Origin of the sequence: Corallococcus sp. AB049A, assembly GCF_003668885.1 — a bacterium.
In the GTDB taxonomy this organism is placed as follows: Bacteria; Myxococcota; Myxococcia; order Myxococcales; family Myxococcaceae; genus Corallococcus; species Corallococcus interemptor.
This window is the reverse complement of record NZ_RAWL01000151.1, coordinates 1-18,656: the sequence shown is the minus strand read 5'-3', so window position 1 is coordinate 18,656 and position 18,656 is coordinate 1. Positions and strand designations below refer to the sequence as shown.

The following is an 18,656-nucleotide window of genomic DNA, read 5'->3' as shown; positions in this document are numbered from 1 at the left end:
GGACGTTCCCCCGGAGCCGCCCTCCCCACCGGAGCCTCCCAAGATCGTGGCCACGGTGGAGAAGGAAGAGCCCGTCACGAAGCCCGAGGAGGATCAGTCCGACTCCGAGGACGAGCGCACACCTTCGCAGCCCGTTCGTAAGAGCCCCCTCCGCCGCAAGACCAAGGAGTCTTCACCGCCTGAGCCAGACCCCATCCCCGTGGTGACGTCGAAAGCGCCCATCCAGCCCCAGGGCAAGGCCACGGTGACCGATGTCACGGAGACGGAAGGCAAGAAGCCCATTGGGACGCCCGCGCAGTCCCCAGTGCAGCCCACGCCCACTCCTGTCGTCGTAGCGGCCCGTGTGGAGACGCGCGCTGCACGGCCTGCGCTACCACAGGACTACCACACCCAGCGGCTGCTGGCGAAGCGGCTGAACAAGCTTTACGAAGCACTCTATGCCCGCAGTCCCAATGGCAGCCCTCCACCAGCCCTGCTGAACAGTCTGCTCAAGTACTTTCAAGAAGCGGCCAGCACGGAAACCGCGATGGAGGCGGACAGCGTTTTGAAGAAGGTCGAGCTCTGGGAGAGGCTCTTCAATCAATTGCTGCCTTCCACCAACGCGCCGTTCGAGACGTCACCGCCGCCTCCAGTACCCTCTACGTCCCTGCCGGTACCCTCCACGCCCCCGCCGGTACCCTCCACGCCCCTGCCGGGGCCGCACGCGATTCCCTCGGGCCCTCGGCCAATGCCGAGAAGAACCACAGCCGAAGAAGTGAAGCTCGCGGACCGACTGGAACAATACGACCGGGAATTTCGACGCCGGACGGAGGGAAGGAGCGACGTGTCGGGGCTGGAATGGGAGCTGTGGAAGTTCCACGAGCGCGCCTCCCAGGATCTGACCGCGGACGAACGCGGGAAGCTCTACATCGACATCTTCAAGTGGATGGACGTGCTGACGGCGCACTTCCCCCGTTGATCATTCCGTCCCCAGCAAAGTCAGACACGATCCCCGTGGCGCTTCCCCCATGAAAACCCCCTCCTCCCGAAGTGAGGCCAAACAGGCCACCCGGGCCCCGTCGCAGGCCAGCGCGCCTCCAGATCCTCTGTTGGGGACGCAGTTGGGGGAGTTCGTCATCAAGGAGCGCATTGGCGCGGGCGGCATGGGCGTGGTGTACCGCGCCGAGCACCCGCTCATTGGCAAGCAGGCCGCCATCAAGGTCATGCGCATGGAGTTGGTGTCGCAGCAGCAGGTGCAGCGCCTGCTGCTGGAAGCCCGGGCGGTCAATGCCGTCCGGCACCCAGGCATCATCGACATCTTCGGCTTTGGCACGCTCCCGGATGAGCGTCCCTACGTCACAATGGAATTGCTCCAGGGACGGCCGCTCTCGGACTTCGTCCGCTCGAAGCGGAGCATGGACCTGGAAGCCGTCGTCTGGGTCATGGACCAGGTTCTCTCCGCGCTCGGTGCCGCGCACCGCGCGGGGGTGGTGCATCGCGACCTGAAGCCCGCCAACGTCTTCATCGTCGAAGCGCCTGGGCTGCCGGTCGCCGTCAAGCTGGTCGATTTCGGCATCGCGAAGCTGATGGAGTCCCGCGACAATCCGCTGACGGCGGCTGACATGGTCATCGGCACGCCGGAGTTCATGGCGCCCGAGCAGATCCGTGGCGACGCGGTGGGGCCGGCGACGGACCTCTATGCGGCGGGCGTGGTGATGTTCCAGCTGCTCACGGGCGTGCGCCCGTTCCAAGGCGAGACCGTCCAGGTGATGTTCGCGCACCTGGAGCAATCTCCGCCGCTGCCATCCTCACGCCTCCCGGGACTGCCACGTGAAGTGGACGCCCTGGTGCTTCAACTCCTCGCGAAGAATCCCGCGTCACGACCGCATTCAGCCGAAGCAGTGCGTGAGCAGTTGAAGCGCATCCCCCTGCGCTCGCCTCCCCGCGCGCCGTCCCTCACGAAGACCGAGCTCCCGATCCCAGCGGCTGACAGCCATACCCCCAGCACGCAGGAGGCACTCAAAGCCATCCGCCAACCGCCCGGCATTGGATGGGCATTGCTGGGAGCGCTGGTGTTGCTGAGCATAGGAGCCGGCGTCATCCGGCTCCGAACCGTGCCCTCACCTCAGACCGAAGCCGCAGCCGATGCGGGCCTTGATAAGCCCGATGCAGGTTCATTCGTAGCCGGTGCGGGTGCGCCTGAAACCGATGCAGGCACAACGGAGCAAGACGCAGGCAGCAATGAGCCTGACGCAGGTGCAGTGGAACCCGATGCGGGCACGACACCAGACGCGGGTGAAACCAAACCTGACGCGGGCCCCCGGCATTCACCACAGAATCCGAAGAGCAAACTCCTCCGGCGCATCGGGAGCCTGCACAAGGAATTGCTCCACAGGAGCGCGGGCAGTCCCGCATCCACGCCGTTGAAGGCTGCGCTGCAAACGATCGAGCAGTCCAGCAACTACGCAAGCACGGCAAAGGACTACGCAGGGGTCAGGTCCGCGCTGGACGACTGGGAAGACCGCTTCAATCAGCAGTTCCCTCCGCGCTAACCCCGGTCCTCCTCGTCCCCCTCATCCAGTCCCTCCGGCGACTCCAGGAGCCGCCGGGCGCGCTCCATCATCTCCACGACGATCTGCCCGGCGGGCTGCACGGTGTCGATGCGCGCCATGCTCGCGCCTCCCGCCGGGAGGCTCATCTCCTCCAGGTCTCCCTGCGTGTCCGGCGTGGGCAGGAAGGAGCTGAACTTCGGCATCACGTACGTCACGTCCAGCACGCCCGGGAACAGCCGCGTCGTCCCGATGGGTTCTGACGCTTCCGTCCGCGGCGCGCTCGACTCGCGCCCTGCCCACTCGCGCACCACGCGGTTGCGGATCACCCGCATGCGCTTGCCCGGCCACTCCGGGCCGAACAGCGTCGTCATCGCCGTGTCCCCCGCGTCCCCGTCCACCAGCCGCTGCTTGTAGAGCGGATGCGCGTACGCCTCCACCGACGCCACCAGCCGCGTGCCCACCCAGACGCCGTCCGCGCCGTGATGCAGCGCTCGCGCCGCGCTCAGGCCATCCGCGATGCCTCCCGCCGCCAGCACCGGCACCGCGTCCGACAGCCCCCGGAACTCCTTCACCAACGCCAACGTCGGCGTGCTGCCCAGGTTGCGCCCGCCCGCCTGCCGCCCCTGCGCGATGAGCCCCTGTGCACCGGCGTCCAGGGCCTGCCTCGCCAGCTCCACCGTGCCTGCCTGCACCCAGACCCGCGTCCCCGCCGCCTGCAGCGCTTGAATCCACTCGCGCGGCGGCAGGTCCCAGTGGAACACCACCACCGGCACCTTCGCCGCGATGCAGGTGTCCACGTGGTCCCGCGTCGTGAAGCCGTGTGGCTCCAGCCGGTCCATGATGAAGTCCACGCCATAGGGCCGCCGCGTGCCCGCCTGGATGGCCTTCAGCCGCGTCTCCAGCACGCCCGGCGGCTCCGGCGCCGTGCCCAGCATTCCCAGGCCGCCCGCCTCCGACACCGCCACCACCAGCGGCGGCAAGGACACGAACGCCATCCCCGCTCCGACGAAGGGATAGTGGATGCCCAGCTCGCGCGTCAGCCGCGTCCGCAGCGTGTTGCCCTCCAGGACGTAGATGGGCTTCGGCTTCGGGCCATCTTCCAGGCCCGCGGCATCGGACTCGCCGTCCGCCAGCGGCGCCTCGTCCTCGGAGGTGCCGGAGGGCTGACCGGGTCGTCCGTCGTTCGCGCCGTTCATCGCGTCTCCCGATTGGATGCTGACGTACCGAGCCTTCAAGATTAGCAGCGCCGCCACCCGAGTCAGCCGCGGCCGGGCGGGGCCGTGCTCACTGGCCAGCAGAGCGGCCTCACTCCTCCGGGATGAGGCCCCCGGGTCCCAGCATCGCGTCCGTCAACACCCGCCCCCGGCCCAGCCTCCGTGTCAGGGGCCGGTAACGCCGCGAGACCAGGGGGCTCAACCGGAACGGCAGCTTCCGCTCCCGCTCCACCTGACGGGCCCGCTCCACCAGCGCCTCGCGCGTCAGCCGCAGCGGCCCCTCCAGCCCCACCAGGATGCGGTTGGTACTGGTGGGCACCTCGAACACGGACAGCCCGTGGAAGCTCACCTGGTAGGTGCGCACCATCGCATCGAAGTGCGGGTTCGCCGCCGACTCCCAGACGTTGCTCACCACCGCGCCGCCCCGGGACAGCCTCGAGCGCACCGCGCCCAGGAACTCGCGCGTGGCCAGGTGGCCGGGAATCTGCTCCGCCCCGTACGCATCCAGGAAGATGAGGTCGTAGGGCGGCCCGTCCTCTTCGATGAACGCCCGCCCGTCCGCCACGTGCGTTCGCAGGAGCGCGTCCTCCTGGAAGCCGCAATACATCTTCGCGGCGTCCACCACCGCCGCGTCCAACTCCACCACGTCGATGTGCGTGTCCGGCAGCACCGCGCGCAGGAACATGGGGATGGCGCCGCCCCCCAACCCGATGGCGAGGATGTTCTCCGGCCGGGGGACGAAGGCCAGCGCCACCATGGACATGCGGGTGTACGGCAGCTCCAGCCGCAGCGGCTCGCCAGGCCACACCACGCTCTGGCGCGCGCCCCCGTCGCCAAAGCGAAGGGAGCGGCGTCCTTCCGCGTCCTCGGTGACGATGACGGGCCCGGCGCCGTCATCGCATTCGTCCTCGACCGCCAGGGCCCGGGCTCCCTACTTCGCGCCCGTCACCGGCAGGGGGCCGCTGTCCAGCACCCGCTGCGCCGTCACCGCCGGCCCGTACTGCGGCGTCTGGATGGGCGTGCCCTGCGAGTCCTTCCCCTGGCTCAGCGCGATGGCGTCCGCGTCCGGCAGGTAGCCCACGCGCAGGGACACCTCGCGCACGGCGGACAGCTCCCGCGTCTCCTCCGGGCCCGTGGGGTACGGCAGCGCGGTGCGCAGGGGCAGCGGCACCACCGCGCGGCGGTTCGCCGTGGCGCCCGGCTCCACGCGGGTGACCGCGGGCACCTCCGGGGCCTCCACCGCCAGGTCCTCCGGCACCGGCAAGAGCAGCCGCGACAGCACCACCTTGCCGCCGGACAGGTCCACGTAGGCCCGCTCGGGCGCCAGCGTGAGGTGGCCGCTGAAGCCCACGTCCCACAGGCCGTCCAGCAGCAGCACGGCCTTCGGCGTCCGGTTGTGCACCGCGTAGGTGACGGCGAGCGTGTCCGCCTCGCGCGCCACCGATTCCACCTTCAGCTCCACGTCCGCCTGGGCCACGCGCTGTCCTCCTGGGTCCGCTGGGGTTGCCACGGGCCGCTCCGGCGCCCGCGCACACCCCACGATGAGCGCCAGCGCCATGATGGCACCCGCGCGGCGGAAGTTCCTCATCCCCCGCATCCTAGTAGCGCGGACGCGTGGGCAGGTTCAGATCGTCGCGCAGGACGTTCTCTCCGGGACGGCCGGGCTGCACCACGTCCGGCGTGGACGGGTCCTGGTCCAGGTCGATGGGCAGGCCCACCGCGGAGGGCTCCAGGTTGCGCGTGCCGTTCTTGGAGCCCAGCGCCAGCGTGCCGTTGTTCATGTCCGACGCGTGCACCAGCTCGTGGAACAGGCCGACGACGGGCGGGCGGTTCATCCACTCCTCGCCGCCCAGCGAGATGCGCGTGGTGTTGTAGTTCACCTGCGCGTCCGTGCCCTTGCCCGGCGTGCCGTCCGCGTTCATGAAGCCGTCGTTGAAGTTCGTGCCGCCCGCGCTGTTGCCGCCGGACGTCTCGCGGATGACCGTCTTCTTGCCGCTCTTGTCCAGCGTGCCCAGCAGCTCCTGGCCCGAGGGCAGCGAGCGCATCGCGTCCAGGTCCGACTGCACGCGCGCCTGGAACTCCGCGCTGCCCGTCACGGAGACGGAGGAGCCGCGCTGGTCCGCGTTCGACATGTCGACGATCTCGCGCTCGGCCTTCTCCGAGTCGGCGGTGGTCTCGTTCTCCTCGACGTAGAGCTTGTCCGTGCCCGTGCCGCCCGCGACCTTGTCCGTGCCCTCGCCGCCCGCCACCGCGTCGTTGCCCCGGCCGCCGCTCAGCGTGTCGTTGCCGCGCCCGCCGATGACCTGGTCGTCGCCCTCGCCGCCGTGGGCCCGGTCGTTGCCCGCGCCACCGTCGATGTAGTCCCGGCCCTTGCCGCCGGACACGTAGTCGTTGCCGTCCAGGCCGTAGAGCACGTCGCGTCCGTCGCCGCCCAGGATGCGGTCATCGCCCGCGCCGCCCTCCAGGTAGTCGTCGCCGTCCTGGCCCTGCAGCGTGTCCTTCCCTTCGCCACCGATGACGGTGTCGTTGCCCGCGCCGCCGATGAGCGTGTCGTTGCCCTTGCCACCGGTGAGCTTGTCGTCGCCCTCACCGCCATCCAGCGTGATGTCCTGGGTGACGCTGGCGTCCACGGTGATGGAGTCGTTGCCCGCGCCGCCGTTGATGATGACGCCCTTGGCCTGCTCCGCCGTCAGCGTCACGGTGTCGCTGCCGGACTTGATGGTCAGCCCGCCGTCCTTGCCCTGGGACACCGTCGCGGTGTTGTTGCCCACGCCCAGGTCCACCACCGTGCGGCCGTCCGCGTTCGTGCTCACCTGCGGCGCGAGCGCCTTCTGCACGCCCTTCGCGATGCCGCCGATGGCCGAACCCACGGCCGAACCGATACCGGACAGGAAGCCGCCGCCCTTGTCCTTCTTCAGCGCGGTCTCCGTGGTGCGGACCTCCGAAAGCTGGGGACGCGCGCCCGCGCGGGGCCCCGAGTCGAAGCCGTCCGACATCCGCTGCGTGACGGCGGCCTTCACCGCGTTGGGCTTCGCGGACGTGGCGGGCGCCTTCACCGGCTGCGGGGACACAGGGGACGCGGGGCGGGCGCCGGGCTTTCCAATCGTGGTCATGTCGCTTCTCCCAGGTGACGGGACACCCGGCCGTAAGGTCCCGGCGCCGGGGCGCCAGGGTCGGCCGAACGCCGACATTCCAGATTGTCGTCAACGTTCGCGGCCAGTTGCGTCGCACTCCCGGAAACGACACGGCGCGGCACGGAAGCCCTTGGAATCGTTGTGTTTCTCAATTCTCGATTTCCAGGATCCGAACGGCTCTTTCGTGTATTACGGCTTCACCGCCCCTCCCGCCATTCGCGGGGCAACGGAGGCGGATGACGGGAGGGAGCACCGCATGAAGCTGAAGACGTTGCTGTCCGCCGGGGTGGCGCTGGCCGCCGCGGCGTGGGCTGGACCGGGAGTGGCGGCCACGGCGAACGGCCCCATCTGCGACACGGCGGCCTACGTGAACTCGACCACGTATTACGGCTGCACCGGGAGCAGCCACACGGCGCTGGATATCGGGAACGGTACCTGCGGCGAGTGGAACCACCGCGGCATGCTGGTGGGCAACTACTACTATTACTACTACGGCGGCTGCGCGGCGGCCTGCTACGGCTCCACCTGCAACGGCGGCGCGGGCAACTACTACGTGGTGTCCGGCGCGAACGGCTGGGACTTCCGCCAGCTGCACATCTACGCCAACGTCAGCGCCGGCACGAAGACGTGTGACCGCTGCGCGCTGGGCCTGGTGGGCGGCACGGGCAACGCCACCGGCCCGCACGTGCACGCGGACAACCGCCAGTACGGCACGCGCAAGTCGGCCTGGTACACCAGCGTCGGCACCACGTGCGGCACCAACGCCTACTGCAACAACCGGCTGGGCGTTCCCACGCTGTAGTCCGTGTGTGTCCTTCCGGGCGGGGGCCTGTGTGGGCTCCGCCCGGCCTTTCCTCTCCCGCGTGAGCCCTCTTTCGACATGACCTCCCGTCCCCTCTTCAAGGTCGCGCTCGCCGGCCTCGTCCTCCTCGTCGCCCTGGGCGTCGTGTGGTGGCGAGGCGCGGACAGGGCCGATGACGCCGGTCCTCCGCCGCCCGTCGCGGCGACTCCCTCCACGGCCACGGCAAGCAACGCGGCCGTCGCGCCTCCGCCGGCCGCGCATGCCGGACCGCGCGAGGAGATTCCCCTCCCCGGCTGCTGGGACGGCCTGGCCGCGCTGGACCAATCCGCGACGCTGGAGTCCCTGCACGCCGCCGTGGCCTCCGCCATCCAGGCGCGTGACACCGCGCTGGTGGCCTACCTCCAGGAGCGCCTGACGGAGCTCGTGGGCAAGGATCCGGACCGGGCGCTGCAACTGGTGGCGTGGGCGGTGAACGCCGCGCCTCCGGAGCCGGCCATCTACCTGGAGGCCCTGAAGGCCGCGCCCGCCGTGCGCCATCCGCGCGTGACGGAGAAGCTGCTGGCGGTGGCGGAGAACAAGTCGCTGTTCACGCAGGACCGCGCGGCCGTCCTGGACGCGCTGGAGACGCAGCACCACTTCACGCCGGAGACGCGCGGCCGCATCAAGGCCATCGCGCTGGATGAGTCCGCGGACTCCGCCGCGTGGGTGGCCACGCGCACGCTGGGCCGGGTCATGAAGGAGGACTACGAGCGCACCGGCACCTATGCGCCGTACTGGAAGGACCTGCTGGACATCGGCACCACGTCGGACGACACGGCGGTGCGGCTGCTCGCGCTGGAGATGCCGTCGTACTCCAACCCGCTGCTCGACTCGGACTCCATCGACACGCTGGCGAAGGTGATGCGCACCGACAAGGAGCGCGACGTGCGCGAGATGGCCGCCTTCCGGCTCGCCGTCACGGAAGACCCTCAGAAGGCCCTGGCCGCGTACCGCGCCGCCTTCGATGGCGAACAGGACCTGTGCGTGCGCTGGGCCTTCCTGCGCTTCGCGGTGCGCGCGGCCGGCGCGGATGCGCTGCCCCTGGTGGAGGAGTTCGCGCGCAAGGACCCGCGCCTGCGGCAGGACTACCTGGACTTCAAGGCGCTGTACGCCAGCGGCACGACGGACTTCGCGCGCATCTGGATGGGCAAGAAGGAACACCACGACTGCGTGGTCGAAGAAGGAGCGCCGCACTGATGGGCCCGCGATTGCTTTGGCTGTCACTGCTGCCCGGCCTGGCGCTGGCGCAGGGCGCCCCCCTCCCCGTCCCCACCAAGACGGCCTGCACGGTGGAGGGCATGCTGGACGAGGTGCGCGTGGCCATGAAGACGGGCTCGCCCGCGTACCGGAAGTACGCGCGGCTGCGCCTGAAGGAGGCCGCCATCGCGATGCCGCCGGAGGCCCTGGGCCGCGCGGTGAGCGAGGAGCGCGACCCCGCCGTGCTGGAGGCCGTGGGCGCCGCGCTGGCCACCAAGGCGAGCAACGCGCAGAAGCCGGAGCTGCTCCAGCCGCTGCTCTCCCGCGCGAGCCAGGACGCGGACCCCGGCCTGCGCGCCGCCGCCGTGCGCGCGCTCCAGGGTTCGCCGTCCGTGGAGTTCATGGCGAAGAACGGCGACGTCGTCACCTATGAGCAGCTGGTGCGCGACAGCGCGCCGGAGGTCCGCAAGGCCGTGGTGGAGAACCTGGTGACGGAGAGCTCCGGCATCTACTTCGGCCACAACCCGGAACTGGCCGAAGCGGCGGTGAAGGTCGCCGCGGCCTCGGGCGACCCGGCGGTGGCGTCGCGCCTGCTGGGGGAGGTCTCCATGGAGGCCGCGAGCCCGGAGGTGGTGCGCAAGCTCACCGGGCAGCTGCGCTCGGAGGACGCGGGCCTGCGCGCGGCGGCGGCCAAGGCGCTGGGCGGCGTGCCCGGCTCCGAGTCCGCGGGCGCGCGCCGCTCGCTCACCTCGCTGTACCGGAGCGACAGCGACCTGGCGGTGCGCAAGGCGTCGCTGGAGGGCATCGCGCGGCTGGGCCAGGCCCAGTCCCGCCCGGTCCTGGAGTCCTTGCGCGGCGTGGACAAGCGCCTGGATCCGGAGATCGACGCGTGGCTGTCCGCGCTCCAGAAGAACCTCCAGGAGTGGCACCTCATCCTGCGGGAGAAGCAGCGCCTGTCGCCCTGAGTGCGTGCTGGCGGGCAGCCCTCGCGCCCGGCTTCGCCCAAAAAGGTGGCCGGGCGGTGGGGAGTGGGACAGGTTGGGGGGGCCATGTCCGACAGCGGTTTCGGCTCGTCCACCCTCGCCCTGGCGCTCGTTGGCAGCGCCGTCACCGTCCTCTCCACCAGCCTGGGCGCCGTGCCCGCCCTGGCCATGGGCGGCATCACCCAGCGCACCAAGGACGTGCTGATGGGCTTCAGCGCGGGCGTGATGCTCGCGGCCACGGCCTTCTCGCTCGTCGTGCCCGCCATCCACCTGGCCGAGGAGCGCTCCACGTCGCGCTTCTTCCCCGCGCTGGTGGTGGGCGGCAGCATGCTGGTGGGCGGCCTGTTCCTGCACCTGTGCAACCGCTTCATCCCGCACGAGCACTTCATCAAGGGCCAGGAGGGCAACGCGCAGGCGGCGAACTTGAAGCGCATCTGGCTGTTCGTGCTGGCCATCGCGCTGCACAACTTCCCGGAGGGGCTGGCGGTGGGCACCGGCGTGGGCAGCCGCTCCATGGCCATCGCCGCGCCCATCCTCGTGGGCATCGGGCTGCAGGACATCCCGGAGGGCTTCGTCGTCGCGCTGGCGCTGATGGGCGTGGCGTACAGCCGCAAGCAGGCGGTGCTGGTGGCGCTCTACACCGGGCTGGTGGAGGGCGTGGCCGCGCTGGTGGGCTTCTTCGCCACGTCGTTCGCGTCAGGCGTGCTGCCGTGGGCGCTCGCGTTCGCGGGCGGCTCCATGCTGTACGTCGTCAGCGACGAGATGATCCCCGAAAGCCACCGCCAGGAGTACGCGAAGGAGGCCACCGCCGGTCTGATGGTGGGCTTCGTGCTGATGATGTTCCTGGACGTGACGCTGAGCTGACGCCCCTCCGGATGCGTGCGTGCCGCGTCTGTGTCCTGGAGGACACCCGGCTGCCGCAGCCCCGGGTGGCCCGGACGTGGTAGTTTCAGGGGCATGTCTGTGTCGGATCGAACCCGCATCGACGGGCCCCCCGGGGAGTCGAAGGACAAGGGCGCCCGCCCGGACGAAGACGGGGCGGATGCCGCGCTCCACGTGACGCTGCCGTACGAGCAGGCCCGCCGTCCGGGGGACCTGCCCACGGTGCGCCGCTTCCGCCTGTCCGTGGTGGAGGGCCCGGGTGCGGGCACGGTGTGGGAGTCCACGTCGGACACCTGTTCGGTGGGCTCGCATCCGCTCAACGACTTCGCGGTGGAGGACTCCACCGTGTCGCGCTTCCACTGCGAGGTGCGAATCGGGCCCAAGGGCCCGCAGGTGAAGGACCTGGACAGCCTCAACGGCGTCATCGTGGACGGCGTGCAGGTGGTGGAGGGCATCCTGCGCAGCGGCAGCCTGCTGCGCCTGGGCCGCGTGGTGCTGCGGTTCGACTTCAGCGCGGAGAGCAACCGGCTGCCCCTGTCGGAGCTGACGCGCTTCGGCACGCTGGTGGGCACGTCCGTGGCCATGCGCGGCTGCTTCGCGATGATGGAGCGGGCCTCCGCGCGCGACGTCACGGTGCTCCTGGAGGGCGAGACGGGCACGGGCAAGAGCCAGGCGGCGCTCGCCATCCACCAGGCCAGCCGGCGCAAGGACGCGGCGTTCCTGGTGGTGGACTGCGGCGCCATCCCCGCGCACATCCTGGAGAGCGAGCTGTTCGGCCATGAGAAGGGCTCCTTCACCGGCGCGGTGAGCCGGCGCGCGGGCGTCTTCGAGGAGGCCGACGGCGGCACCGTCTTCCTGGACGAGATTGGCGAGCTGCCCCCGGAGCTGCAGCCCAAGCTCCTGCGCGTGCTGGAGAACCGGGAGATCCGCCGGGTGGGCAGCAACACGTACCAGCCCGTGGACGTGCGGCTCATCGCGGCCACGCACCGCGACCTGCGCGCGGAGGTGAACGCGGGCCGCTTCCGCTCCGACCTGTTCTTCCGGCTCGCGGTGCTTCGGATCGCCATGCCTTCGCTGCGCCAGCGGCCGGAGGACCTGTCCATGCTGGTGTCGGGCATCCTGGGGTCCCTGGGCGCGGATCCGGAGCGCACGGGCGCGCTGCGCACGCCGGAGTTCCTGTCGCGGCTGAGGCACGCGGCGTGGCCGGGCAACGTGCGCGAGCTGCGCAATCACCTGGAGCGCTGCCTGGTGTTCGAGGACGCGCTGCCGCTGGCGGAGGAGGACTCGCGTCCGGAGGGCAGCCCGCTGGAACTGGATCTGTCCCGGCCGTACGCGGAGCAGCGCCGGCGCGTGGTGGACGACTTCGAGCGCAGGTACCTGCGGGCGCTCCTGGAGAAGCACCAGGGCAAGGTGGCCCAGGCCGCCGTCACCGCCGGCATGGACCGCGTGCACTTCTACCGGCTGCTGCGCAGGCACGGCATCAAGCCGTAGGCGGTTTTCAGCGCCGGGAGGAGAGCCGCCAGCGCCCCGGCGCGTCCGGTACGGGGCTGGCGGCGAAGTCCGCCTCCAGTCCCCGCAGCGCCGGGCCGGTGACGACGGGCGTGGCGTCTTCGCCCTCGTCGCGCACCCAGCCGGACAGGTGCAGCAGGCCCCCTTCCCCGCCCGCCGCGTCCCACGCGGAGGCCGCGCCGTCCGTCCAGCCGTGGGGCTCCTCGCGTGACGTCAGCCGGTCCACGTGCACGGTGACGTGGAGGTGCACGGCGGCAGGGTCCTTCCCCGTCAGTGCGAGCCCCACGTCCAGCACGCGCGCGCGCAGCTCGCGTTCGCGGCGCACGTCATCCGGCAGGCTGGCCACGGCGAGCAGGCACGCGCCGCCCATCAGCCGCACCTCCAGGCCGGCCTCGCGCGCCAGGGTGCTCGCGCGCTCCAGGCCCGCGTCCAGGTCCTCCATCGCCTCCGGGTTGGGCTCTCCCGGCAGCCGCGCCTCCACGTAGAGCCCCACCGCGCGCGGCACCTCCACCGGCGCCGCGCCGCCCAGCACCGCGCCCCGCAGGTCCTCCAGGAGCGCGTCCACGTCCGGGTAGCGGTCCTCGCGCGCCTTGCGCAGACACCGGAGCACCACCGCGTCCAATGCGGCGGACACCGGCGCGTGTTCCCCAGGGCGCGGCGGCGGCGCGTGCAGGTGCTGCTGTTCCACCTCGTGGCGCGTGGTGCCCTGGAACGGGGGCATGCCCGTGAGCAGCTGGAAGAGGAGCACGCCCGCGGCGTACAGGTCGGTGCGCGCGTCGGGCACCTCGCCGCGGATCTGCTCCGGTGCCATGGACAGCGGCGTGCCCAGCACCACGCCGGTGTGCGTGAGGGAGGAGCTTCCTGGAGTTCCCGGCACCAGCCCCTTCGCCACGCCGAAGTCCACCAGCTTCACGGCGGGGCCCCCCCGGCCGGGCGCGAGCCGCACCACGTTCTGCACCTTCAGGTCGCGGTGCACCACGCCCGCCGCGTGCGCCACCCGCAGCGCCGCGCCCACCTGCTCCATCACCTCCAGCACCTCGCGCGGAGACAGCGGGCCTCGCGTGGCCAGCTCCGCCGCCAGGTCCTGCCCCTCCAGCCACTCCATGGCGATGAAGGGCCGGCCGTCCGCCAGCTCGCCGTACCCCAGCACCGTGACGATGTGCGGGTGGTGCAGCCGCTGCAGCGTGGCCGCCTCGCGACGAAAGCGCCTGAGCGCCACCGCCGCCGCGGCCACCTGCGGGTGCAGCACCTTCAGCGCGGCGGGCACTCCCGAGCGCGCGTGGCGCGCCCGGTACAACGCGGAGACGGGGCCGTGGACCTGGACGTGGTCCACGACCCACTCGCCCACGAGCGCGCCGGGGCGCAGCTCCTCGCCGTAGAGGGCCTCTTCTCCGTTGCCCGCCATGGACTAGCGCTTTTCCTTGCCCCGGCCGGTGTCCTGCGGCGGCGGAGGCTCCGAGTAGCGCTTGCACAGGTCGCGGTGCTGATCATCCACCAGGTCGCACGCGCCGTTGAGGTAGACGGTGACGGGCTCGCCCCAGACGGTGTTGTTCAGGTCGCGGCACCGCTCGAAGTCGCCGTCGCCGTTCAACAGCGGGCCGTCCTGGGTCTCGCACTGGTGCGTGGCCTGCGGATTCGTGTCCCAGCACGGTCCGGTCACCTGCGCCGCGCAGTCCTCGTTCGTGCCGGGCAGCGCGCACACGCGGTAGGTCGCGTACGCCATGCCGTGCACCCAACCCGGGTCGTAGCAGGCGTAGAGGTCCTTGAAGATGGGCTTCGCCTGGCGGGTGCGCGGCCGGTTGACGACGTAGCGGTCCTTCGACCCCGTCGCCAGCGTCACCGTCACGTTGATGTCGTCGCGGAGCGCGTCGCGGCCGAAGAGGTTGCCGTAGAAGGCGCCTTCGCGGACGCGGTACACGGCGCGCTCGGAGAGGGGCGCCTGCACCGCCGAGGACCAGGCCACGTTCGCCGTGCCCTCCGCGCTGCTGTCCCAGGGCGCGGTCATCACCGTGAAGTACCCGCCGTTCGCCGGGCAGGCGAACGTCACGGTGGGGTCCGTCCCCAGCGAGGGCAGCGGGTACGTGGAGCCGAGCGCGCAGCCCTGGCTGGAGTCCACGTGCCGCGCGTCGCCCGCGTCACACCCGGCGATGCCCCGGCACACGCGCAGCATCATGCGCGCGCCCGAGCTGGAGCCCAGCGGCGCCCCGGAGGAGCAGCCTGGCGGGCCCCCCGCGCCCACGCTGACGGTCTGACCCGCGGGGCACCAGCCCACCGAGTGCATCGTCCAGCCGCAGTCCCGTCCCGAGCCCACCGTCTGGCTGCCGCACTCCACCGCGCTGCTCAGCGGCCCTTGCGAGGGCGGCACGTGGTCCAGCGGCACCGTCCACGAGTCCAACGCGAACGGCTGCGCGATGGCGTGCTCGGCATCGTGGAGCTCGCCGCGCATCGACAGCTCCACGCGGTAGCCCAGCAGGTTGTTGCGCGCCAGGAGGCACGCCGTCACGCGCTTGAGGCACTCATCGCCCGGCGTGCCCGTGCGCCACCACGGGCAGAGGCCCGCGGAGCCCTCCCATTCGCTGTCCTGAGAACCGGCCGGCTGCAAGGGATTGACCCATGCGAGCTTCTCCCCTGGGTCCAGCGCACAGCCCACCAGGTACGCCATGAAGCGCTGCGCGTACGGGTCGCGGAGCTGGTGGTTGACGAGCGCGCTCTGCGGGCCGCTCTCCATCACGTCGGGGTCGAAGAGCGACTCCAGCGAGTTCGTGGCCAGGGCCTCGTTGGCGTCGTGGTTCGCGGCGATGGCGTTGAGCACCAGCTCGCGCGTCGTGAGCGAGTTGGCGATGCGGATGTCCGACTCACTCGTTCCGAGCACCACGTCGGCGCTGGGGTCGGCGCGGGTGTCGTCGGGGAGCGCGGACTCGCAGCCGGTCAGCGCCAGCAAGAGGAAACACCAGGGGACTCGGAGGAGGGAGGAGGCCATCGCGCGAACACTCCTTGGGCAGGATTTGGAAATGGGAGGAAAGGAAACCCCAGGCGTGGCCTTCTTGTCTCCCTGTAGCGCGAAAGGTTACGGGCGCGGCGCCAAGTAGCGTTTCCCGTTACAGCGCGGAGCGTGTGAGCGCGGCACGCAGTGCGTGGAAACGCGTAGACCACAGTGGCGCCTCCGCCACGACGGGTGCGGCGCGTTCGAGCCACGCGCGCGCTTCGTCCATCGCGCCGGTGCGGCGCGCGATGCCGGTGGCCTGCAGGAGGATCTCCGCCTTCTCGTCCGGCGACGCCAGCGCGTCCGCTTCCGTCTGGAGCGCGACCCAGTCCGTCGCTTCGAACGCGCCCGTGACCTGCTGACGGACCTGGAGCTCCACCAGGCGCCGCATGATGGCGGTGGGCGGCAGGGACTCCGGCGGGCAGCGCTCGGAGATCCAGGCGAGCTGCCGTGCGGCCGCGGCCTCGTCTCCCGCGGCGGCCTGGATGCGGGCGAGGAGCAGCGCATCCACGGGCACGGGGTGTTCGCGGAAGAAGCGCACGCCCAGCTCATGCGCGCGCTGCGCGAGCGGGAGCGCTTCGTCCAGGCGGCCCTGCATGTAGAGCACTTCGGCCAGGTTGAACGTGGCCCAGCGCTCCATCTGCGCGTGGGCCAGCTCGCGGCCCAGGGCCATGGCGCGGCGCAGGTCCGCTTCCATGCGGGACACGTCGCCCTGGCGGAGCCACAGCAGGACGCGGTTGCTCAGCACGGCGGCCTTGTGCAGTCCGTCGCCCGCGGCCTCGCAGCGCTCCAGCGCTTCGTCGAAGCGCGCGGCGGCCTCCGGGGCGCGGTCCAGGAACGTGAGCGCGGAGCCGAGCAGCGCCAATGACACGACCAGCGTCTCGTGGTCCCGGGCGCGCTCGGCGCCTTCGGCGGTGGAGGTGAGCACGCGGGCCGCGGCGGCCCATTCGCCCTGGCGCACGTGCAGACGGCCCCGGGCCAGGCCACAGCGGATGGACAGGCGCGGCGCGTCCAGGGACTCGATGGCGTCGAGCGCTTCGCGGGTGCAGGCGGCGGAGCCGTCCGAGTCCTCCATCCAGTCGCGCGCGGTGGCTTCTTCCAGGAGCAGGTCCACTTCGAGGGCCGCGTCGCCCCGGGTGCGGGCCAGGGCGCGCGCGGCGGACAGGTCCGCGAGGCTTTCCCTGAAGCGCTGGAGTCGGTGGCGCACCTTGCCCCGTCCCGCGAGCGCCTGGGCCCGGCGCGCGTCGTCGGACTCCGGCAACAGCGCGAGCGCGCGCGTGTAGTGCTGTTCGGCTTCGACGGGCAGGTGACCGGCGCGGGCCTCCTCCGCCAGCGCCAGGTAGTCGCGCGAGGCCTCCTGGTGGGCGCCACACACGGCCGCGTGGTGGGCCCGGCGGCGGCGTTCGGCCACGTCGTCGCCCACGCTGGCCTTGAGCGCGGCGGCGTGCAGCGCGCGGCGGGGCGCGGAGGGCAGCAGGGCCTCCAGGGCCTCGCGCAGGAGCGGGTGCCGGAAGGCGAAGCGGCCCGGGCTGGTGGGACGCAGGAGGCCCGCGCGAGCCAGGCGTTGCAGGCCGGCGCCCGCGTCCAGGGCCGCGGCGCGTGACAGCTCCGGTCCGGAGGCCAGGTGGCGCAGGGCCGAGTCCACCCGAGCCACGTCCACCTCCGTGCCGAGCACCGCGCACAGCCTCGCGAGCACGCGGTGGGCTTCTGGAAGGCCCGCGAGCACGCGTGGGGCCAGCCGTTCAAAGAGCGGCGTGACGGAGACGTCCAGCAGCGCATCCGGTGCGACGTACCACCCGCCACCCGGCGATGAACGCAGGGCGCCTGCGGCACGGAGCGCGCGAGCCAGTTCGACGAGGGACAGGGGCACGCCCTGCGCCAGCAGTTCCAGGCGCGCGAGCACGGGCTCCGGGATGTGCTCCGCCGGGCGCAGCAGGTGGATCAGCACCGCGCGGCTGGCCTCTGGAGGCAGGGGCGGCAACAGGTGGCGCGAGGCCTGGGCGCTGCGCTCGCCCAGGTGGGGGCGCAGGCCCAGCAGCGACGGGCGTCCAGCGACGCAGATCCACAGAGGAGCCCGAGGCCCTGCGAGCGTGGCACGCTCCAGCACGTCCAGGCTCAGGGGATCCGCGAGGTGCGCATCGTCCAGCAACAGCACGAGCGGAGCTTCCCGGGCCTGGGCGAGCAGCGCGTCGGCCAGGATGCGCGGCTCCGCGGAAGGACGGCCCACGACGGCGCGCAGTGCATCCAGGAGGGAGTTGGACACCGACGCATCCGGAGGCGGAGCGCGCAGGCGGACGACCCGGGCATGGCCCGCGGACTCCAACCGGAACGCGAGCCCCTTGAGGAGCCGCGTCTTGCCATGGCCCACCTCGCCGGTGAGCACACCCAGGCCCGGCTCCAGCGACGACAGGCTCCGCGCCGCGTCCGCGACCAGTGCATCCAGCAGCGCCTCGCGGCCCACGAACGGAGGAGGCGCGCCGTCGGCTCGCGAGCCCTCCTCGTCCTGGAGGCGCAGCCGGAAGAACGCACCAGGCTCAAGCGCGTCGTCCACGGATTGGGGTGACGCCGGACGTGCATCCTCTGCGGCCACACTGTCGTCCTGCCGGGGAGCAGGCTCGATCCACCCGGGCTCAAGCCGTACGACCGCCTCCGGTGTCACCCGCACTTCGCCTTGCGCGAGCCCCCTTCCCCACCATGTCTCCGGCCGCTCCAGCGCGGCACCCGCGATGCGCGGCAACGTGGTGCCGGGATGCACGTACAACACCGCGACGTGCAGCACCGCCGAGGCCTCTCCCGACTCCACCAACCGCCGTGCCGCGAGCGCGCCCGCGCGCACGTTCGCTTCCGCGGACAACGACTCACAGAAGACGAGCAGGTAGCCCCCTGCCGCGACACGCGCCAGCACCCCGCCGAACGGCTCCAGCGTGGCCGCCAGTCCCTCCACCGACGCGGCCGTGCGAAGTCCCAGCAGCGCCACCGGCCGCGAGCCCGCGAACGTCGCCAGCGCCTGCGCAGGCCGCGCGTCCTTCGCCCCCACCACCGGCAGCGCGGGCCCTTCCGCGCACGCGGCCTCGAAAGCAGCCAACACCTCCGCCGCGCTCGCGTACCGCTCCGCAGGCGCCTTGGCCAGACACCGCGCCACCACCGCGTCCAGCGCCGCAGGCACCCGCGCCCGTTCCGATACGCGCGGCGGACGCTGGCTCACGTGACCTTCACGCACCTCGTCCGGCGTGCCATGGAACGGCGGCGTGCCCGTGAGCAATTCGAACAGCAGGACACCCAGCGCGTAGATGTCCGCCGCCGGGCCCGCCTCGCGCGCGTCCAGGCACTGCTCCGGCGCCATGTAGACCGTCGTGCCCGCGCGGTTCCCCGCCTCCTCCGC

The 18,656-nt window shown here is 71.7% G+C and carries 14 protein-coding genes; 7 read left to right on the top strand and 7 right to left on the bottom strand.

Annotated features, from left to right (window positions below):
- Positions 1 to 46: 46 nt before the first annotated feature.
- Positions 47 to 958, top strand: coding sequence for a hypothetical protein (locus D7X55_RS42925; protein ID WP_147470137.1), 912 nt, complete (start codon positions 47 to 49; stop codon positions 956 to 958).
- Positions 959 to 1,007: 49 nt separating this feature from the next.
- Positions 1,008 to 2,531 carry a serine/threonine-protein kinase gene (locus D7X55_RS17970; RefSeq protein WP_120548625.1) on the top strand — a complete coding sequence of 508 codons (1,524 nt, stop codon included), beginning with the start codon at positions 1,008 to 1,010 and terminating at the stop codon, positions 2,529 to 2,531.
- Here D7X55_RS17970 and D7X55_RS17965 read toward each other — a convergent pair.
- The 4 genes from D7X55_RS17965 to D7X55_RS17950 all read right to left on the bottom strand — a co-directional run bounded on the left by D7X55_RS17965 (position 2,528) and on the right by D7X55_RS17950 (position 6,858).
- On the bottom strand, positions 2,528 to 3,727 hold the full coding sequence (locus D7X55_RS17965; RefSeq protein WP_121723711.1) for a nitronate monooxygenase family protein: 1,200 nt from the start codon (positions 3,725 to 3,727) through the stop codon (positions 2,528 to 2,530). The genes D7X55_RS17970 and D7X55_RS17965 overlap by 4 nt on opposite strands.
- Positions 3,728 to 3,836: 109 nt before the next feature.
- The gene (locus D7X55_RS17960; protein ID WP_233609911.1) at positions 3,837 to 4,556 is read right to left on the bottom strand and encodes a spermidine synthase; all 720 of its coding nucleotides are present in this window, start codon (positions 4,554 to 4,556) and stop codon (positions 3,837 to 3,839) included.
- Positions 4,557 to 4,676: 120 nt separating this feature from the next.
- The gene (locus tag D7X55_RS17955) at positions 4,677 to 5,333 is read right to left on the bottom strand and encodes a hypothetical protein (RefSeq protein ID WP_120548640.1); all 657 of its coding nucleotides are present in this window, start codon (positions 5,331 to 5,333) and stop codon (positions 4,677 to 4,679) included.
- Positions 5,334 to 5,343: 10 nt separating this feature from the next.
- Positions 5,344 to 6,858 carry a M91 family zinc metallopeptidase gene (locus D7X55_RS17950; protein ID WP_121723710.1) on the bottom strand — a complete coding sequence of 505 codons (1,515 nt, stop codon included), beginning with the start codon at positions 6,856 to 6,858 and terminating at the stop codon, positions 5,344 to 5,346.
- Between the two features lie 277 nt (positions 6,859 to 7,135).
- Between D7X55_RS17950 and D7X55_RS17945 the strand changes: the two genes are divergently transcribed.
- The 5 genes from D7X55_RS17945 (at position 7,136) to D7X55_RS17925 (ending at position 12,273) form a co-directional block, all read left to right on the top strand.
- Positions 7,136 to 7,681 carry a peptidase M23 gene (locus tag D7X55_RS17945; protein WP_120548629.1) on the top strand — a complete coding sequence of 182 codons (546 nt, stop codon included), beginning with the start codon at positions 7,136 to 7,138 and terminating at the stop codon, positions 7,679 to 7,681.
- A 78-nt stretch (positions 7,682 to 7,759) separates the two neighbouring features.
- A complete protein-coding gene (locus tag D7X55_RS17940; RefSeq protein WP_120548630.1) occupies positions 7,760 to 8,917 on the top strand; it encodes a HEAT repeat domain-containing protein in 1,158 nt (385 codons plus the stop codon).
- Positions 8,917 to 9,882: a HEAT repeat domain-containing protein gene (locus D7X55_RS17935; protein WP_121723709.1), complete on the top strand. Its 966-nt coding sequence runs from the start codon at positions 8,917 to 8,919 to the stop codon at positions 9,880 to 9,882. Before D7X55_RS17940 ends, D7X55_RS17935 begins: the two co-directional genes overlap by 1 nt.
- 84 nt (positions 9,883 to 9,966) lie before the next feature.
- Positions 9,967 to 10,764: a ZIP family metal transporter gene (locus D7X55_RS17930; RefSeq protein ID WP_121723708.1), complete on the top strand. Its 798-nt coding sequence runs from the start codon at positions 9,967 to 9,969 to the stop codon at positions 10,762 to 10,764.
- Positions 10,765 to 10,857: 93 nt separating this feature from the next.
- Positions 10,858 to 12,273: a sigma 54-interacting transcriptional regulator gene (locus tag D7X55_RS17925; RefSeq protein WP_233609910.1), complete on the top strand. Its 1,416-nt coding sequence runs from the start codon at positions 10,858 to 10,860 to the stop codon at positions 12,271 to 12,273.
- Positions 12,274 to 12,280: 7 nt separating this feature from the next.
- Here D7X55_RS17925 and D7X55_RS17920 read toward each other — a convergent pair whose 3' ends face one another.
- The 3 genes from D7X55_RS17920 to D7X55_RS17910 form a co-directional block, all read right to left on the bottom strand.
- Positions 12,281 to 13,696 carry a serine/threonine-protein kinase gene (locus D7X55_RS17920; protein ID WP_121723707.1) on the bottom strand — a complete coding sequence of 472 codons (1,416 nt, stop codon included), beginning with the start codon at positions 13,694 to 13,696 and terminating at the stop codon, positions 12,281 to 12,283.
- Between the two features lie 3 nt (positions 13,697 to 13,699).
- Positions 13,700 to 15,271, bottom strand: a complete 1,572-nt coding sequence (locus D7X55_RS17915) for a hypothetical protein (protein ID WP_121723706.1) — start codon at positions 15,269 to 15,271, stop codon at positions 13,700 to 13,702.
- 118 nt (positions 15,272 to 15,389) lie between these two features.
- Positions 15,390 to 18,656: protein kinase domain-containing protein (locus D7X55_RS17910; protein ID WP_121723705.1), on the bottom strand; the 3,267-nt coding region annotated here is incomplete at its 5' end.